This window comes from Tardiphaga sp. P9-11, assembly GCF_008329525.1.
Taxonomy (GTDB): Bacteria; Pseudomonadota; Alphaproteobacteria; order Rhizobiales; family Xanthobacteraceae; genus Tardiphaga.
This window is the reverse complement of record NZ_NPKQ01000014.1, coordinates 20,935-37,867: the sequence shown is the minus strand read 5'-3', so window position 1 is coordinate 37,867 and position 16,933 is coordinate 20,935. Positions and strand designations below refer to the sequence as shown.

General features: G+C 61.4%; 15 protein-coding genes. 12 read left to right on the top strand and 3 right to left on the bottom strand.

All coding sequences use genetic code 11. The features are described 5' to 3' along the window. The first annotated feature begins 216 nt into the window (after positions 1-216). From mdeB to CIW50_RS27285, 4 genes are read left to right on the top strand one after another with little or no spacing between them, the layout of a single operon-like run. Positions 217-2,904, top strand: a complete 2,688-nt coding sequence (gene mdeB, locus CIW50_RS27300) for an alpha-ketoglutarate dehydrogenase (RefSeq protein ID WP_149534300.1) — start codon at positions 217-219, stop codon at positions 2,902-2,904. Positions 2,905-2,925: 21 nt separating this feature from the next. Further along, positions 2,926-4,200, top strand: coding sequence for a 2-oxo acid dehydrogenase subunit E2 (locus CIW50_RS27295; protein ID WP_149534299.1), 1,275 nt, complete (start codon positions 2,926-2,928; stop codon positions 4,198-4,200). A gap of 8 nt (positions 4,201-4,208) precedes the next feature. Beyond that, positions 4,209-5,954 carry a dihydrolipoyl dehydrogenase gene (gene lpdA / locus CIW50_RS27290; protein ID WP_149534298.1) on the top strand — a complete coding sequence of 582 codons (1,746 nt, stop codon included), beginning with the start codon at positions 4,209-4,211 and terminating at the stop codon, positions 5,952-5,954. A 24-nt stretch (positions 5,955-5,978) separates the two neighbouring features. Next, positions 5,979-6,314 (top strand): hypothetical protein, encoded by a 336-nt coding sequence (locus CIW50_RS27285; protein WP_149534297.1) that lies wholly within the window; start codon positions 5,979-5,981, stop codon positions 6,312-6,314. Positions 6,315-6,522: 208 nt separating this feature from the next. On the opposite strand, the gene CIW50_RS27280 is transcribed toward CIW50_RS27285, so the two are convergent. Then, entirely contained in the window at positions 6,523-7,146 is a 624-nt protein-coding gene (locus tag CIW50_RS27280; protein WP_246664478.1) for a MarR family winged helix-turn-helix transcriptional regulator, read from the bottom strand. Positions 7,147-7,313: 167 nt separating this feature from the next. Between CIW50_RS27280 and CIW50_RS27275 the strand changes: the two genes are divergently transcribed. The 8 genes from CIW50_RS27275 to CIW50_RS27240 all read left to right on the top strand — a co-directional run bounded on the left by CIW50_RS27275 (position 7,314) and on the right by CIW50_RS27240 (position 15,282). After that, positions 7,314-9,575 (top strand): xanthine dehydrogenase family protein molybdopterin-binding subunit, encoded by a 2,262-nt coding sequence (locus CIW50_RS27275; RefSeq protein WP_172980483.1) that lies wholly within the window; start codon positions 7,314-7,316, stop codon positions 9,573-9,575. A gap of 16 nt (positions 9,576-9,591) precedes the next feature. Next, positions 9,592-10,029, top strand: a complete 438-nt coding sequence (locus CIW50_RS27270) for an SRPBCC family protein (RefSeq protein ID WP_246664477.1) — start codon at positions 9,592-9,594, stop codon at positions 10,027-10,029. 2 nt (positions 10,030-10,031) lie between these two features. Then, a complete protein-coding gene (locus CIW50_RS27265) occupies positions 10,032-10,898 on the top strand; it encodes an FAD binding domain-containing protein (RefSeq protein ID WP_149534295.1) in 867 nt (288 codons plus the stop codon). Positions 10,899-10,903: 5 nt separating this feature from the next. Next, positions 10,904-11,365, top strand: coding sequence for a (2Fe-2S)-binding protein (locus CIW50_RS27260; RefSeq protein WP_120286717.1), 462 nt, complete (start codon positions 10,904-10,906; stop codon positions 11,363-11,365). 65 nt (positions 11,366-11,430) lie between these two features. Then, positions 11,431-12,642 (top strand): FAD-dependent monooxygenase, encoded by a 1,212-nt coding sequence (locus CIW50_RS27255; protein WP_149534294.1) that lies wholly within the window; start codon positions 11,431-11,433, stop codon positions 12,640-12,642. Between the two features lie 22 nt (positions 12,643-12,664). Beyond that, positions 12,665-13,366 carry an isochorismatase family protein gene (locus CIW50_RS27250; RefSeq protein WP_246664476.1) on the top strand — a complete coding sequence of 234 codons (702 nt, stop codon included), beginning with the start codon at positions 12,665-12,667 and terminating at the stop codon, positions 13,364-13,366. Then, positions 13,363-14,214: an alpha/beta fold hydrolase gene (locus tag CIW50_RS27245; RefSeq protein ID WP_149534292.1), complete on the top strand. Its 852-nt coding sequence runs from the start codon at positions 13,363-13,365 to the stop codon at positions 14,212-14,214. The genes CIW50_RS27250 and CIW50_RS27245 overlap by 4 nt, the downstream gene beginning before the upstream one ends. 15 nt (positions 14,215-14,229) lie before the next feature. Continuing rightward, positions 14,230-15,282, top strand: a complete 1,053-nt coding sequence (locus CIW50_RS27240) for a 2,5-dihydroxypyridine 5,6-dioxygenase NicX family protein (protein ID WP_120286721.1) — start codon at positions 14,230-14,232, stop codon at positions 15,280-15,282. A 544-nt stretch (positions 15,283-15,826) separates the two neighbouring features. Here the strand turns inward: CIW50_RS27240 and CIW50_RS27235 are convergent. Both CIW50_RS27235 and CIW50_RS27230 read right to left on the bottom strand, forming a co-directional pair. Continuing rightward, complete coding sequence (locus CIW50_RS27235) at positions 15,827-16,249, bottom strand: PaaI family thioesterase (RefSeq protein WP_149534291.1); 423 nt, start codon at positions 16,247-16,249, stop codon at positions 15,827-15,829. A gap of 42 nt (positions 16,250-16,291) precedes the next feature. Continuing rightward, positions 16,292-16,765: a MarR family winged helix-turn-helix transcriptional regulator gene (locus CIW50_RS27230; RefSeq protein ID WP_149534290.1), complete on the bottom strand. Its 474-nt coding sequence runs from the start codon at positions 16,763-16,765 to the stop codon at positions 16,292-16,294. Positions 16,766-16,933: the final 168 nt, after the last annotated feature.

The window sequence follows — 16,933 nt, the reverse complement described above, 5'->3', positions numbered from 1 at the left end:
GAGGTCACTGAAAACTGCGCAGCGTGAGATGCGCCGATCTGCGGCAAAATACCGGTTCTGCAATTCCGCGCAGCAGATGGGCCAACAGCAGAGAATGCTGAATGAGGCGTCCGGCGTCCACGTAAGGCGTGCAATCTTCCAGATTGCGTCGGTATTCAGCAGCAAGTGCCACGGTACTCGATGCTACCAAATACGGGCTTTTCAGGAGTCCGACGAATGACCGTTCATATCGATCCGCCGCGCAAAGTCGTCACCTCGTCGCTTGTCGATCAAGACGAAATAGAGACCGCCGATTGGCTGGCGTCCCTCGGATCGCTCCACCGAAGTGCCGGCGCCGATCGTGTCCGATATATTCTGGCGGCACTGGATCGGCGTGCGAAGGAGATCGGGGTGTTGCCCGATGCGCCGCCCTATTCGCCATATCGCAATTCGATTCCGCTGGAGACGCAGAAGCCCTATCCCGGCGACGTCGCGCTTGAGACACGCTTGACCGCCATCATCCGCTGGAATGCGCTCGCGATGGTGGTTCGCGCAAACAAGGCCTATGGTGAGCTTGGAGGGCACGTCGCTAGCTACGCGTCGGTCGCCGAGATTTTCGAGGTCGGCTTCAATCATTTCTTCCGCGCATCGACCGACGAATCCGAGGGCGATGTGGTCTATTTCCAGCCGCACTCGTCTCCGGGGGTTTATGCGCGCGCCTATCTCGAAGGGCGGCTTTCGGACGAGAATCTAAAACTCTATCGACAGGAACTAAGCGGCCCGGGCCTCGCCTCTTATCCGCATCCCTGGCTGATGCCTGAGTTCTGGCAGGTCCCCACGGCCTCCATGGGCCTTGGGCCGATCAGCGCCATCTATCAGGCGCGGTTCATGAAGTATCTCGAACATCGCGGGCTGGTGCAGACGCGCGGCCGCCACGTATGGGGTGTGTTCGGCGACGGCGAGATGGACGAGCCGGAATCGATCGCCGGGCTCGCACTCGCCGCGCGCGAGAAACTCGATAATCTCACTTTCATCGTCAACTGCAACCTGCAGCGCTTGGATGGGCCGGTTCGCGGCAACGGCCAGGTGATCCAGGAGTTGGAGTCGATCTTCCAAGGCGCCGGTTGGAACGTCATCAAGGTCTTGTGGGGATCGGACTGGGATGACATTTTCGCGCGCGACAGCAAGCATGCTCTGTTGCGCAAGTTCGCCGAAACGGTCGATGGAAAGTATCAGACGCTCGGAGCCAAAGATGGCGCCTATAACCTCGCCAATTTCTTCAGCGAAGACCCCGAGGTTCGCGCACTTGTCGCGCATATGTCCGATGCCGATATCGATGGTTTGAAGCGCGGCGGCCACGACTTACGAAAACTCTTTGCGGCATTCGCAGCGGCCAAAGATACTAAAGGTCGCCCGACCGTAATTCTCGCCAAGACGAAGAAGGGCTATGGCATGGGCGGGGCTGGCGAGTCTCGCATGACCTCGCATCAGGCGAAGAAGCTCGACATTGATGCGCTCTATGCATTCCGTGACCGATTTAGTCTGCCCCTCACCAATCAGCAGGTCGAGAATCTGGAGTTTTTCAAGCCGGCGGAGGACAGCGCGGAGCTGCAATATCTGCGCGCCCGCCGCGAGGCGCTTGGTGGCTATATGCCCGTGCGACGGCGCCGGTCTGAGGCTCTCGCCGTGCCGCCACTGCAGTCTTATGGCGACTTTGCACTACGCGGAGACGGCAAGGAAACATCCACCACCATGGCGATCGTGCGTCTGTTCTCCAACCTGCTGAAGGACAAGACGCTCGGCCCGCGCGTCATTCCCATCGTTGCTGACGAAGCGCGGACATTCGGGATGGCCAATCTCTTTCGCCAAGTCGGCATCTATTCGCCGGTCGGCCAGCTCTACGAGCCGGAAGATGCCGGCTCGATGCTGTACTACAAGGAAGCGACCGACGGTCAGCTGCTGGAGGAAGGCATCACCGAGGCTGGGGCGATCTCGTCCTGGACCGCTGCCGCGACATCCTACAGCGTGCATAATTTCGCGCTTCTGCCGTTCTATATCTACTATTCGATGTTCGGGTTCCAGCGGATCGGCGATCTCATCTGGGCGGCTGCGGATCAGCGTGCGCGCGGCTTCCTGATCGGCGCGACGGCGGGGCGCACCACGCTGGGCGGTGAGGGGCTGCAGCATCAGGACGGTTCGAGCCATGTGATCGCGGCCACAATACCGAATTGCCGCGCCTATGACCCGGCCTTCTCCTACGAGGTCGCAACCATCGTCGATCACGGCATGCGGTCCATGCTGGAGGAGGGGCGCGACGAGTTCTATTACCTGACGGTGATGAACGAGAATTATGCGCAGCCGTCGATGCCGGCGGGCGTGCAGGATGACATCATCAAGGGGCTGTACCGGATAGTTGCAACAAAGACGGTATCGCCACAGGTGCGGCTCGTCGGATCCGGCGCCATCCTGCCGGAGGTTCTGGCCGCGGCCAAAATGTTGGAGGAGGATTGGCAGATCGCATCTGAGGTGTGGTCAGCCACCAGCTTCTCCGAACTCGCGCGCGACGCACGCGACGTCGAGCGGCACAACCGCCTCAATCCGTTGTCCGATCAGATCGAATGCCATGCATCGAAATGTTTATCCGGAGGCACCCCCGTCGTGGCAGCGTCTGATTACGTGCGCGCCTATCCGCAGTTGATCGCCTCGTATATCGAGGCACCCTACATGGTGCTGGGGACCGACGGTTTCGGACGCAGCGATACGCGCGCAGCGCTAAGGTCGTTCTTCGAGGTCGATCGCAAGCAGATTGTCCTGGCCGCGTTGTCCGCCGCGGCACGCGCAGGCAATATCGACCGCAAGCGCGTGGCTGATGCCATCAAGCGCTACGAAATAACCGTCGAAGTCGTTTCGCCATGGTCCCGATAATCAATTAGTCAGAACAGCGTCATGAGCAATTCAGTAGAAGTGGTCCTGCCGGATATTGGTGACTACAAGGACGTTCCCATCGTCGAGATCAATGTGGCGGTCGGCGACCAGATCGCCATCGATACGCCTTTGCTGTCGATCGAATCCGACAAGGCGACGATGGAGGTGCCGTCGCCCGCCGCCGGCAAGATCAAGCAGTTGATGATCGAGGTCGGCAGCCGGGTGTCCCAGGGCGCGGTGCTGATGATCCTGGAAGGTGCGGGGGGCTCCGCCTCGACCTCTCAGGTGAAGCCCATTGAGACACTGTCGGCCCCCGCGCAGCCCGATTCACCGACTGCGCCTAAGCCGGCCGCGCCCGCACCGATGGTGGAGAGCCGCGACACCCAGCGGCAGCCGATCGCATCGGCGGCGCATGCATCGCCGTCGGTGCGCTCCTTGGCACGCGAACTGGGCGTGGCATTGAATGGCGTGACGCCTACCGGGCTTAAGGGCCGGATCCTGCGCGAGGACGTCGCCAATCACGTCATGCGTGTCCTGAGCGCGCCGCGCGGGACATCGCCAGGGCAAGGCCTGCTCGACTGGCCGAAGGTGGATTTTGAGAAATTCGGTCCGATCGAGCGGCAGCCACTATCGCGAATCCAGAAGCTGACCGGCGCAAACCTGTCGCGCAACTGGAACGTGATCCCTCATGTCACGAATTTCGACAAAGCGGATGTCACTGACGCCGAAGCGTTCCGCAAGATCGTCAACGGCCAGAGCGACAAGAGCGCACCGAAACTGACCATGGTCTCCTTCCTGATCAAGGCATCGGCGCTGGCATTAAAGAAATATCCGCGCTTCAATGCCTCGCTGGAACAGGACGAGCTGGTACTCAAGCAATACGTCCATGTCGGCTTCGCCGTCGATACGCCAAAGGGCCTGGTCGTGCCGGTGATCAGGGACTGCGACAGGAAAGGTCTGCTGGAGATCGCATCGGAGATGCGCGCCCTCGCGGATAAGGCGATCGCGGGTCAGCTTCCCGCCAGCGACATGCAGGGCGGATGCTTTTCCGTCTCCTCCCTCGGCGGCGTCGGCGGCGCTGGCTTCACGCCCATCATCAACGCGCCCGAAGTCGCCATTCTCGGCGCCGGACGATCGGCCACCGAGGCTGTCTGGAACGGCACCGAATTCCAGCCGCGTTCGATTCTTGCGGTCAGCCTGTCATGGGATCACCGCGTGGTTGATGGCGTCGCTGCCGCCCAATTCCTCGGCTTCATCGCCGCGGTCCTCAGCGACCTGCGGCGATATGCGTTGTGAGGTCGATCATGGAACGCACCGTTAAGATCGAAGTCCCTGATATCGGCGACTTCAAGGAAGTCGAGATCGTCGACGTACTTGTGGCGGCGGGCGATGTCGTCGCCGCCGAACAGGCGCTGATCACCGTAGAGTCCGACAAGGCGACCCTGGAGATTCCATCGCCTGCGGCAGGCAGGATCGCCAGCGTGCTCCTGAAGGTCGGCGATAAGGTGTCGAAGGGCACGGCGATCGCCACGCTGGTCCCGGCCGATGCGGAGCGAGCCGATGAGCCGATCGGAGCCCCTGTCAAAGCGGCCGGCGAGGGCGGCGGCGGGCAGTTCGACCTCGTCGTGATCGGCGGCGGGCCGGGCGGCTATTCAGCGGCCTACCGCGCCGCGGATCTCGGCCTCAAGGTCGCGATCGTCGAACGGCACGAGACTCTCGGCGGCGTATGCCTGAATGTCGGATGCATTCCATCAAAGGCACTGCTGCACATCGCCGCCGTGAAGGAGGAAGCGGAGCGGATCTCCGACAAGGGCGTGCGTTTCAGCAAAGCGGTGATCGACCTCGACGCGCTCCGCGCGTACAAGAATGGCACGGTCAAGAAGCTCACCGACGGCTTGAGCCAAATGGCCGGCGCTCGGAATGTCACGGTGATCCGCGGCGTCGCGCAGTTTGAATCCGCGCAATGCCTGACCGTCACCGAGGCCGAGGGTGCAACGCATCGCATGGCATTCGACTCCTGTATCATCGCTACCGGCTCGTCGGCCGTGAAGCTCGGTGTGTTTCCGGACGACAAGCGCGTCGTCACATCCACCGGCGCGCTGCGATTGGACGCGATTCCGGAGCGCATGCTGGTGGTCGGCGCGGGCATCATCGGCTTGGAGATGGCCACGGTTTACAGCGCGCTGGGCGCCAGGATCGACGTGGTCGAGCGCCTGTCGGACATGCTCGCTGGCCTTGACCCCGATGCGATAAAGATCTGGCGAAGCCGCAACAATCATCGCTTCGGTGCTATCGATCTCAACGCCAGCGTCACCAGTGCCAAAGCGGGCCCTGACGGCATAGCGGTTCAGATCGTCGGCGCGAAGGACACGAGCCGGTCCTATGATCTGGTCCTGCAGTCGGCCGGCCGGCTGCCGAACAGTGCGGATCTCGGGCTCGAAACCATTGGCATTGCCTGCGATGCCAGAGGTTTCGTGACCGTCGATGCGCAGATGCGCACCAACGTGCCGCACATCTTTGCCATCGGCGATGTCGCTGGCGGTCCCATGCTGGCGCATAAGGCCGTGCACGAAGGCCACGTGGCGGCGGAAGCTGCGGCCGGCCACAAGAGCTTCTTCGACGCCAAGTTAGTGCCGAACGTTGCCTATACTGATCCCGAGATTGCCTGGGTCGGAGAGATGGAAGGTGCAGCTGGCGTCGCACCGTTGGGCCGGCGCAGCAAGAGCGCGAAATTTCCGTGGGCGGCATCGGGGCGAGCAATCGCGTCAGGCGCCGCCTATGGCATGACAAAACTAATCTTCGATGAGGAAACGCATCGCATTATCGGCGGCGTGATCGTCGGACCGCATGCCGGCGACATGATTGGGGAAATCTGCCTCGCCATTGAGATGGGCGCCGATGCGATCGATATCGGGAAGACTATCCATCCGCATCCGACTCTCGGCGAAACCATCGGTATGGCGGCTGAAATCTACGAAGGCGTCTGCACCGATACACTGCCTAGCTCTCGAAAGTCGTTGAAAAGATCGTCGGTGAACGGAAGTGTTTAAGCTGATCCAGAGGATGACTATGACGTGGCCGGCGATCACACCTATCTAGGAATCTCATTGAACGTCCAGGAGGAGGAGTTCGCAGCCGCTTGTCGCGATTTTACTTTGGCGAAGCAGCCGCAGCTATCCGCGAAAATCCTTCTTTTCAATCGATGCCTCTCGATCTCGAGAGATTTGCCGGTCAGAGAAGCGTTCTTAGAACACGGTCTAGCGCGTTTGCTCAAAGTCATGCCGCTGGCGGTGCAAAACGGGCGCATAAGTGCCAACGATCAACCGAAGCTGAAACACGATCTCGCGTTATTCAAAATAAAAATCTTGAGTTCGCTCAGCCGGGACAACGGCCAAATGTTGAACAGCTAAATCACTTCTGTTTGGATCGTGCGCTCTACGGCAGACGATTTCGGCAGAGACTATCTAACTGGCCTCCGGACGGGATTGACGACCGGGCTGCCAGAATGGCCTCAACATACCCGGACTATGCGGTTATATTTGCCGAGGCATGGTTCGACATCATCAGTCCGTCTGCGAAACTTTTCGTCCCGGGAAGTGCCTGAGTGTCAGTTGTTTATCATCGGCGAATTACTTTTTTCAAGATCTCAGTCAGCGTTCGAAACTCCTGCTGGCTCAGGGGCGAAAATGTCTCGTTAGAAATCTCCCCGATGGTCTCTATCGCGGCGTCGGCTATTCGTCGCCCCTTTTCGGTCAGGTCGATTTCTCTCCGTCTTGGATCCAACGGATCCTTGTAGCTCGTGATCAGGCCACGCGACTTGAGGCGTGTAATTACGCCAGTGATCGTCGCCGAATCATAATGAATGAGCCGACCGAGATGGTTCTGGGAGCAGGGACCCACCTCGCGCAGTTTCGCTAGCGTCGAGAACTGAGGCGCCGTCAAGCCTTCGATCATCTTTGCGGTAAAAAAAGCCGTGTGGGTCCGCAAGGCGACCCGCAGCAGAAAGCCGGGCGCCTCATCAAGCGTATATGAGAGCGCGGCATCTTTCGCTTTGTCGGTCGAGCGTGGCTTCGTCTTAGGCGACAAACATTCCCCCGGGTCTGATCTGGCATCAATTGCAAGCCATGATACGGCGCGAAAGCCGTTAAGGCTGCTTGCCTGTTTACCGATCCCGGCCGCCGAAATCCACGGTGGTCTCTGCAATTTCCTGTCTTTGGCTTCATGGGAAATGGCCGTCTGCACGCAGGGAGGGTCAAAGCTCCCGGCCAGCCTATAATGGGTCCAGTCGTGCACGAGCGCAGCACTTGCATACGAGCAATAAATGCTTTAGCGCTTGTCGCAGCGTTTTTCAAACTGTGTCGCGGCACCGCGCGGCTCGGAATAGCAGCGAAGTTCCCGTGGATTGTTGAATGTCGAAGACGATTGACAATATGAGCTCCGTGCGGCCCGACCTCATCGAGAAGGTCACCGGGCGGGCGGAGTACATCACCGACCTGACGGTGCCGGGCATGCTGCACGGCTTCGTGGTCCGGTCGCCGGCGGTCCATGCCCGTATCGTGTCGATCGATACGAGCGCAGCACTGGCGTCCGACGGCGTTGTCGATGTGCTGACCGGTGCCGATGTCGCGCAATTCGGTCTGTGGGGTCTGGTTCTCAAGGATCGGCCGATCATTGCGATCGACCGCGTTCGTCATGTCGGGGAACCCATCGCCGTGGTGATCGCCGACACGGTCGAGATCGCGGAAAACGCCGCGGAACTGGTCGATGTCGAATATGAAGAGCTGCCGCGGGCGACGACGATCCGGGAGGCGATGGCCGACGGCGCACCGCTGATCCACGCGCATCACGAAAATCTTCAGGACTTCTATTTCAAGGGCGGCGCGCGCCCGACCCAGGGCAGCAACGTCTTTCACACCTATCGGAACGAAGTCGGTGACGTCGACGCGGCCGAGGCCACCGCCGCCTATATCCACGAGGATCACTTCACCTTTCCCGGCATCTCGCATTTCGCATTGGAGCCGCACACCGTGATCGCCGACTTCAAGGGCGATTCCCTGACCATCTGGGCTGGCGCACAAACGCCGACGGCCGTGCAGAAAGTATTGTCACGCCTGTTCGGCCTGCAGCTTGCGCGCATCCGGGTGATCGTCCCGTTCGTCGGCGGCGGCTTCGGTGGCAAGGCATCGGTCAAAATCGAGCCGCTGGTCGCAGCTGCGTCCTGGAAGGTGCAGCGTCCGGTTCGCATTGCCCAATCCCAAGTGGAGTCCATGCTCACCTGCCGCAGGCTCGGCGCGGACATAACGATACGCACCGCAGTGGACGCGAAGGGGCGCATTGTCGCCAAGAGCGCAAAGCTGCTGCTCGATGGTGGCGCCTATTCCGATACGGGCTCCGCGGTCGCAACCAAGTCGGCCAATCGCATCATGGGCCCGTATGTGATGCCCAATCTGCGTCTCGAAGCGCAGGCGGTGTATACGAACACGATCCCGGGGGCCGCATTTCGTTCGATCGGCGGCCCGCAGGCCGTATGGGCCAAGGAGTCGCACATGGACAATGTCGCGGCGGCCATCGGCATGGATCCGAGCGAATTCCGGTTGATCAATTTGGCATCCCGAGGCCAGCGCACGCGGCCGGACCTGCGGGCGCTCGACATGGATATGAGCGAGCTGATGGGCCGGGTGAGCCAGTCGTTCGGCACCGAAGCCAACGCGTCCAACAGGAAGTCGCGTGGGCTCGCCGTGGCGGCGACGGATCCGGCCAATACGCCGATCAGCAACGCGATCGTGCGGCTCAAGATTGACGGCTCGATCCTGGTTTCGACCTCTGCCATCGAAGTGGGGCAGGGATCCCATGCGACCATGGGGCGGATCGCGGCACAGACGCTGAAGCAGCCGGCCTCCGCGGTCACGGTGTTGCGCACGGATACGGCGGTCGCCCCCTATGACTGGGGCACTGGGGCCAGTCGCTCGACTATCGTGGTCGGCCTGTCGGTCGAAAAGGCAGCGCTCGATGCAGCCGATCAGATCCTGGAGATGGTCGCAGATGTCTGGGAACTGCCGAAGGAGAGCCTGTCGCTGGTCGAAGGCGGCGTCTCGATTGGCGCCGAAGTTCTCACCTTTCACGAGATTTTCCACCGCACGCTGGGCGTCGATTCCGGCGAGGTCATCGGCCGCGGCGCCATTACCCCGCGCTCGAAGAAAGGGGCGTTGGTCGAGTCGCCGCTGTTTTGGGAGACTTCGGCGGGTCTTGCTGAAATCATCGTCGATGAAGACACCGGCGAAATCCACATTCCCCACTATGCCAGCGCCGCCGATGTCGGCCGGGTCATCAACCGCGTCGCCGCCGAAGGGCAGGACGAGGGCGCGGCTGTGATGGGATTCGGGCACGCGCTTTACGAGCAGTTGGAATTCGAGGACGGCCAGCCGGTCAATGCGAATCCAATCGACTATTTCATCCCGCGGATCTCCGACGTGCCGCCGGCCTTCGACACCATCCTGATTGAAAATGGCGACGGTCCCGGGCCGGGCGGCGCCAAGGGAATGGGCGAAGGCGCCATTCTTCCGGTCGCGCCGGCGATCGCCAACGCGCTGTTCTCTGCTTATGGGATCCGCATTACCGACCTGCCCATGACGCCGGAAAAAGTGTGGCGCGCTTTGCAGAAGAGGAATTGAGCTAATGGAATTCAAGATGTCGATGGTCGTCCCGGCGACACCTGCGGAGCTTTGGAGCACGCTGCTAGATGTGCCGCGCATTTCGTCCTGCATCCCGGGCTGCGACAATGTCGAGGAAATCGAACGGCTCGCGACCTACAAAGCAACGGTCAAACAGAAAATCGGCCCGTTCAAGATCGAAGTACCCGCCGATATCGTCGTCGAATCCATCACCGAACCGTCGCACGTACGCACCCGCGCCACGGGGCGCGACAAGTTCACCGGTACGCGGCTTGCGGTGGTCCTCGATGTGACGGTGACGCCGCAGGACGCCGGCTCGACATTCGCCGTGGAAGCGAAGGTCGATGTGCAGGGACGCCTCGCCTCCATGGGCTTCGGCGTCATCAAGCGACGAGTCGATCAGAATTTCGAAGAGTTTGAAAAGAAGCTCAAAGACATGTTGGGCGCTGCTTGATCATGCTGCCGCTTCCCTTCGAATATACAAGGTTGCCGACGATCGACGAGGCACTCGCAGCCGTCGGTGAGGACGGCGAGGGCATGTTCTATTCCGGCGGCACCGAGCTGCTGTTGGCGATGAAGATGCGCGTGATCCATACGGAACGGCTCGTTGATATCAAGGGTATCGCGGGGCTCGATGGCATCATGTTGAACGATGCGGACGAGATCGAGATCGGCGCGCGCTGCACGCATAACCGGATTGCGGGCGATGCACTCATTCAGGAGCATGTGCCGGCGCTGTCCGCGCTCTGCGCCGATGTGGCCAATATCAGGGTCCGCAGCGTCGGGACTATCGGCGGCAACCTGTGCTTCGGAGAGCCGCATGCCGATCCGCCGACCATGCTGGCGGTGCTCGATGCGCGGCTGGTGCTGCAGGGTCTCGGTGGCATCCGATCCGTGCCTGCGGACGAGTTCATCCAGGGCGAATTGGAAACGGTGCGTGCGCCGAACGAGCTGCTGACGACAATCGTATTTCCGCGTCCGAGCGGCTCCGTCACCTATCGCCGTTTCAAGCATGGCGAACGGCCGTCGGTAAATGTCGCCATGGCCTGGTCGCTGGCCGAGCGCAATACGATCATCGCAAGCGCCCGGATCCGGGTCGGCGCACTGAGCTTCCGCCCGCAGGCGTTGACGGCCGTCGAAGACGCACTTCGCGGTCGTTCCATCGTCGAGGCGCGTTGCGCGGTGGCTGAGGCATTGCCGGCGGCGCTTGATGCGCTCGATGTCAACGCCGATCGGCATGGCGGCGCCGACTACAAGCGCCATCTCGCCGGCGTCCTGCTACAGAGAAATCTGGACGACGCGCTTGGTGGCGGCAGGAGCTAGGCCGGATGACACATCATCTCCCCATTTCCTTCTCGCTGAATGGCGAGGCCATCGCGATCGAGGTGCCGACCCACACGCTGCTGGTCGATCTGATCAGGGATCGCATCGGCCTCAAGGGCACGAAGCGGTCCTGCGACATGGAGGTCTGCGGCGCCTGCACCGTGCTGCTCGACGGCGCGCCGATTTCGAGTTGCACGACACTGGCGGTGGACGTGGATCGCCGCGAGGTCACGACCATCGAGGGGGTAACTCCGGCGGACGGTCTGTCGCGCATCCAGGAGGCCTTCGTGCGTCACGGCGGTCTGCAATGCGGCTTCTGTACGCCTGGCTTCATCATGGCGGTGACCGCGCTGCTGAAAGCGAAGCCGCATCCGACCGACGACGAAATCCGCCACTACCTGCACGGCAATCTGTGTCGGTGCACCGGATACATCAAGATTTTCGAGGCGGTGAAGAGTCTTGCCTAGCAGCATGTTTCGGAAGACGCCGCCTGAACCATCGTGCCCCAGCACATCTTTTGTCCGGAGATATCATGAATACTGAACAAGTCGGCAAGTCGAGCATTCTCATCGCCGGCGCCGGGATCGGCGGCCTCGCGATGGCCCTGTCGCTGCTGCGTCGCGGCATCGATTGCGACGTGTTCGAGCAGGCACCCGAACTGCGCGAGGTCGGCGCTGGCCTGTGGATTTCCATGAATGGCGTGCGCGTTCTCAACGATCTCGGCCTGACCGAGCAGGTCGAGCAGAGCTGTATCGCGGCCGAACGGCGCGACATCCGTCTGTGGAGCACTGGCCAAAGCTGGCCGCTTTATAACCGTGCGATGGATGTTGCCGGCAATCAGCCTTACCTTCTGCTCCGTGCGCATCTCCTCAAGCTTCTGACGGACGGCGTCCGCAAACTGAAGCCGGGCGCCATTCATCTGAACGCCCATGTCGTCGGATTCAGCCAGACCGATGGCGGCGTCCGAGCGACCCTCGCCGACGGTGCCGAGGTCGAAGGCCGCGCGCTGATCGGGGCCGACGGCGCCCATTCCAAGGTCCGGACCGGGATCATGGGTCAGCTCGCGAGCAAGTACACCAATGTCATCGCCTGGCGCGGTCTGGTGCCGGTCGATCGGCTGGCGCCGCACCAGCGAGAGCATGTGGTGTCGACCTGGATTGGGCCGACCGCGCATGTCACCGCCTATCCGGTGCTGTGGCAGGACACCATGCTGATGACTTTTTCGGGACAGGTCGACCGCGCCGACTGGCAGCTGGAATCTTGGTCCGAGAAAGGATCGATCGAGGAGTGTCTCCGCGATTTCGTCGGCTGGCATTCCGACATCATCGCGCTGGTCGAGAACGTCGATACGCTGAACAAATGGGGCCTGTTCGTGCGGCCGCCGCTCAAGACTTGGTCGCAGGGCCGCGTCACCTTGCTGGGCGACGCCTGTCACTCGATGCCGCCCTATCTCGGGCAGGGCGTGAACATGGCGCTGGAGGACGCCGCCGTGCTGGCGCGCTGCCTCGACGAGCAGCCCAACGATTTGGCCAGGGCGTTCCAAACCTATCAGGGGCTGCGGCTCGATCGCACCGGCAAGGTGGTGGAGTCGGCGATCGGCATGCTGCCGATCTTCCACAACAAGGCGCTCGGCACGGTCGAGACCGCGGACGACTACATCAAGACGCAGTGGTCACCGGTCGCGTCCAAGGCGCGCTTCGACTGGATCTACCAATACGACGCGACCACCGTGCCGCTTCGGTGACATCAAAGACAGGAGTGTAGTCGTGACCATCAAGCAGCCTTGGGACGACGTTATTCCATTGGAGGAGCGCGAGACCTATGCGATGGCCGGGCTCGGCGGCGCGGCCGGCTTCGGCAAGCGGCCGGCACTCCTCGTCATTGACGTTCAATATCGTTCGGTCGGCGACCGGCCGATGCCGATCCGCGAGGCGGTGAAGCAGTATCCGACCAGTTGTGGCGACGCCGGGTGGAATGCCATTCCGCATATCGCCAATCTCGTGAGCGTGTTTCGCGAGAACAGGTGGCCGGTGATCTTCCCGCACGTCGCCCGCAAGGTCGCCCAGGACCACGGCGCGTTCGCCACCAAGATTCCGGGCATCATGCGGATCCCTGCAGCGGGTTATGATTTTGTCAAGGAAGTTGCCCCGCAGCCCGGCGAATTGCTGCTGCCGAAGACTCAGGCAAGCGCCTTCTTCGGTACGCCGTTGGCGACCTATCTGATCGGCGGCGGCGTGGATTCGCTCGTCGTCACGGGCTGCACCACCAGCGGCTGCGTTCGCGCATCGGTCGTTGATGCCTGCGCCTTGAACTTCAAATCCATCGTTCCGAGCGACGCGGTGTATGATCGGTCCCCGACCTCGCATGCCGTCAACCTGTTCGACATCGCCAGCAAATATGCCGACATTCTGCCCACGCACGCCGTCATCGACAAGCTTCGGACATTGTCGGCGGAGCGCGCACCGTGACCGGCACCGGGCCCTCGAAATTGCTCTACGGCGCCCATGTGCGCGCCAACGGCATCCGACAGCATTATCTGAGATTCGGTGGAAGCGGACCGGTGTTGATCATCGTTCCGGGAATCTCGACCACGGCGGCGCAATGGGCTTTCGTCGCCGAACGCCTTTGCGTCGGACGCGATATCTTTGTTCTTGATGTTCGCGGCCGCGGCCTGTCCGAAAGCGGTCGGCATCTCAACTACTCGCTCGATGCCTGCGCGTCCGACCTCCTCGCATTCGCCGAGGCGCTCGGCATCACGAGATACACGATCCTCGGTCACTCCATGGGGGCGCGCATCGGCATTCGCGCGTCGCGCTGGCGGCCGGCCTCCATCGAGCGTTTGATCATGGTGGATCCGCCCGTTTCGGGTCCAGGTCGTCGCGCCTATCCGATCCCGATCGAACCGCTGATCAGACTGCTGCACAGCGCGCAGCGCGGCGATGTTGAAGCGGCCCTGCGCGGCCCGGATGCTCCGAATTGGCCAGAGCAGCACATCAAGATGCGTGCCGAGTGGATGCATACCTGCGACGAGCGCGCCTTGACGGAGAGCCACAAGGGTTTCCATCACGACGACGTTCACTTCGATCTCGGCAAGATCGCCGTCGCTGCCACATTGATCGTCGCGGGCAAAGGCGGCGTCATTCGGGGTGAGGATGAAGCCGAAATCCAGCGACTGCTGCCTTCCATTGCGATCCGGCGCCTCGAAGGCGCCAGTCACCAGATGCAGATCGACGATACCGAAGGATTCCTCGCCATCGTCGAGGACATTCTTGCGCCGCCACGTTCCCAGCAAGCCGATCATTCCACCTATCGCTAACAGGAGTCTGTCACAATGCCCAGGCAACGCGTCGATGTCGAGATGCTCGATCTGTTCAAGACCGAGCTCGAACTCTGCAAGGTCAGGAAGGGCGAAGTCGTCGTCGTACTCAGCGGCGGCGAGGATCAGCCGGAATACGCCCAGGCCTTCATGCTGGCTGCCCAGAGCCTGGGTGCCACGACCTTTCATATCAACGTGCCGAAATACGGTCAGGGCAAGGTCGCCGGCCTGCAAGGCCGCCACGCGCTGACGGGCATTCAGCTAGCCATCGATACGCTGAAGCGCGCCGATATGGTGATCGATCTGCTCGGTCTGTTGTTCTCCAAAGAACAGGCCGAAATCCAAGAGGCCGGTGCGCGCATCCTGCGCGTGATGGAGCCGTTCCACATTCTCAAGAAGATGTTTCCGACCGAGGACCTGCGCCGCCGCACCGAACTGTCGCGCAAGCTGCTGCAGTCGGCCAGTAAGATGCGCATCACCTCGCCGGGCGGAACAGATGTGACCTATGGGCTGAAGCAATATCCGGTGATTTCCGAATATGGCTATACCGACGAGCCCGGCCGCTGGGATCACTTCCCTTCCGGCTTCGCCTTCACGCAGGCGACCGATGGCGATGTCAACGGCACCGTGGTGCTGATGCCGGGCGATATCCTCTGCGCCTTCAAGCGCTACATCCAGTCGCCGGTCACGCTGACGGTGAAGGACGGGTTCATCGTCGATATCCAGGGCGAGGGCACCGATGCGCTCCTGATCAAGAACTATATCGACAGCTTCGGCGATCCGCGCGGCTGGGCGATCGCCCATATCGGCTGGGGCTCCAACGAGCGCGCGCAATGGCATCACATCGCCGCCTCGCAGCAATTGTCCGAGGAGCACATCATGAACGCGCTTTCGTTCTATGGAAACGTGCTGTTCTCCACCGGCCCGAACGTGGAGCTCGGTGGCACCAACGACACGCCGTGCCATCTCGACATTCCGCTGCGCGGCTGCAGCCTGTGGCTGGACGACATCCATATCCTGGACAAGGGCGAGTTTGCCTACAAGGAGCTGAGAGCCCCGGGCAGATAGGCGGCAGCTACAATCATTCGGCGGGCTTCGCGCGATCGAAGCCCGTCCGAGCCCTCCGACTTTCAGCCAGATTGCCAGATGTCCGCATCGGTCTTTTCCATCGAACAATTAAACCGCGAACCAGCACTACGCGATCATGATTTCGGCCATGCTGGGACACATCCTCGACTTCTGTTTTCCGTGGCCGCTCTGGTGACCGCCTTTGCATGGAATTATTGATCGCTCGCGGTGCTGCGGCTGATCACCGGCACGCGCGCGCTTACAGCATCGGCATGGAATTGAACGAGATCTGGAAAAGCAAAGCCGGTGCTTCGGCGGGGGCGGACTCGGCGGCATGGTCGCCATCGCATTGCTGGCCGCAGCCGTCCTCGTCATCGCGTCGATGCTATTGCCAGAGACTCTCGGCCGGCCTGTCGGCCAAGGGATTTCACAGCGGCGATGGTCATGGGCGGATGCCGCTTCGGTGTTGCGCTCCTAAGGATCGCGGCGGCGACAACGCTGCAGGCGCAGACGTCGGGCGAGGGCTGCCTTTGTCGGCCGCCGGCTATCGACCGGATGTCAGAAAGACCATCCGGCCCGTCGCCAGCAAACGATTCTCCCGATTAAAAACGGACGCGTCGACGCTGGCCACGGTGCGCCCGAAATGAAGCACGTTGGCGTCCGTCATCAGTTCCGATTCGAAGCCCGGCCGCAAAAAATCGACCCGCATATCGATGGTCTGCGCCGGCCTGCCGAGCAGGGTAGCGACCGCATACGATCCCGCGGTATCGAGCAGGGTGGCCAGGATGCCGCCATGGGCGAAGCGATGGTCGGGATTGGAGATGAATTCGTCCCGCCAGGGCGATGACAGCCGGATTTGTCCGGCGGCGGCGTGGACGACCCTCAAGCCCATCCAGTTCGCAAGGTGATTGCGGGACAGACGGCTTTGGAGTTCATCGGCAGTGAGCTGCATCGAATGGGCGGGCATCGCGGCTTTGGCCTGTCAGAAAGGAAAAAGAAAATCGCGGGGCTATCGCAGGATCACTTTCTTTAGCAGCGCGGTCAGCGTCGCATGCTCGCTCGCAGACAGCGGCGAGAATGTTTCCTGCGATATCTTCTTGACGGCGGCGATGGCATCGTCGGCGATGGCCCGGCCACTCTCCGTCAGGTCGACAGCGACGCGGCGGCGATCAAGCGGATCAACGATGCTTTCGATCAGACCGCGAATCTTCAGTCGGTTGACAACCCCGGTGATGGTTGCGGAATCATAGTGGATCAGGCGCCCGAGATAGTTTTGCGAGCACGGCCCGACTTCTTTGAGCTTAGCCAGCGTCGAGAATTGCGGCGCGGTGAGACCGTCGATCATATTTCCGGCGAATACCGTCGTATGGGCTTTTAGCGCCACGCGCAGGAGAAAACCGGGTTGATCGTCGAGCGCATATGACGGCTCCGGCTGTGGAGCAACGCTGGCAGTATTTGCTCTCTTCGTGGAAGCGATGGTCATCGGGTTCTCGCGCTTGTCGTACGAAGGCTGCAAGCGTCTCGAAACCTGACAACCGGGATGAATGTTTTATCCCATTCATTTGCTTGCTTGCAAGTTGTGCGCTTGCGAACAAGTTTTGTGCTTGCATACGAGTGATAGTCGAAATATCATTGTGTTTGATAAAAGTCG

Excerpts from the sequence above, each read along its gene's own strand:
- mdeB (WP_149534300.1), top strand. The coding sequence starts at position 217 with ATGACCGTTCATATCGATCCGCCGCGCAAAGTCGTCACCTCGTCGCTT.
- CIW50_RS27295 (WP_149534299.1), top strand. The coding sequence starts at position 2,926 with ATGAGCAATTCAGTAGAAGTGGTCCTGCCGGATATTGGTGACTACAAG.
- lpdA (WP_149534298.1), top strand. The coding sequence starts at position 4,209 with ATGGAACGCACCGTTAAGATCGAAGTCCCTGATATCGGCGACTTCAAG.
- CIW50_RS27275 (WP_172980483.1), top strand. The coding sequence starts at position 7,314 with ATGTCGAAGACGATTGACAATATGAGCTCCGTGCGGCCCGACCTCATC.
- CIW50_RS27270 (WP_246664477.1), top strand. The coding sequence starts at position 9,592 with ATGTCGATGGTCGTCCCGGCGACACCTGCGGAGCTTTGGAGCACGCTG.
- CIW50_RS27265 (WP_149534295.1), top strand. The coding sequence starts at position 10,032 with ATGCTGCCGCTTCCCTTCGAATATACAAGGTTGCCGACGATCGACGAG.
- CIW50_RS27260 (WP_120286717.1), top strand. The coding sequence starts at position 10,904 with ATGACACATCATCTCCCCATTTCCTTCTCGCTGAATGGCGAGGCCATC.
- CIW50_RS27255 (WP_149534294.1), top strand. The coding sequence starts at position 11,431 with ATGAATACTGAACAAGTCGGCAAGTCGAGCATTCTCATCGCCGGCGCC.
- CIW50_RS27240 (WP_120286721.1), top strand. The coding sequence starts at position 14,230 with ATGCCCAGGCAACGCGTCGATGTCGAGATGCTCGATCTGTTCAAGACC.
- CIW50_RS27235 (WP_149534291.1), bottom strand. The coding sequence starts at position 16,249 with ATGCCCGCCCATTCGATGCAGCTCACTGCCGATGAACTCCAAAGCCGT.
- CIW50_RS27230 (WP_149534290.1), bottom strand. The coding sequence starts at position 16,765 with ATGACCATCGCTTCCACGAAGAGAGCAAATACTGCCAGCGTTGCTCCA.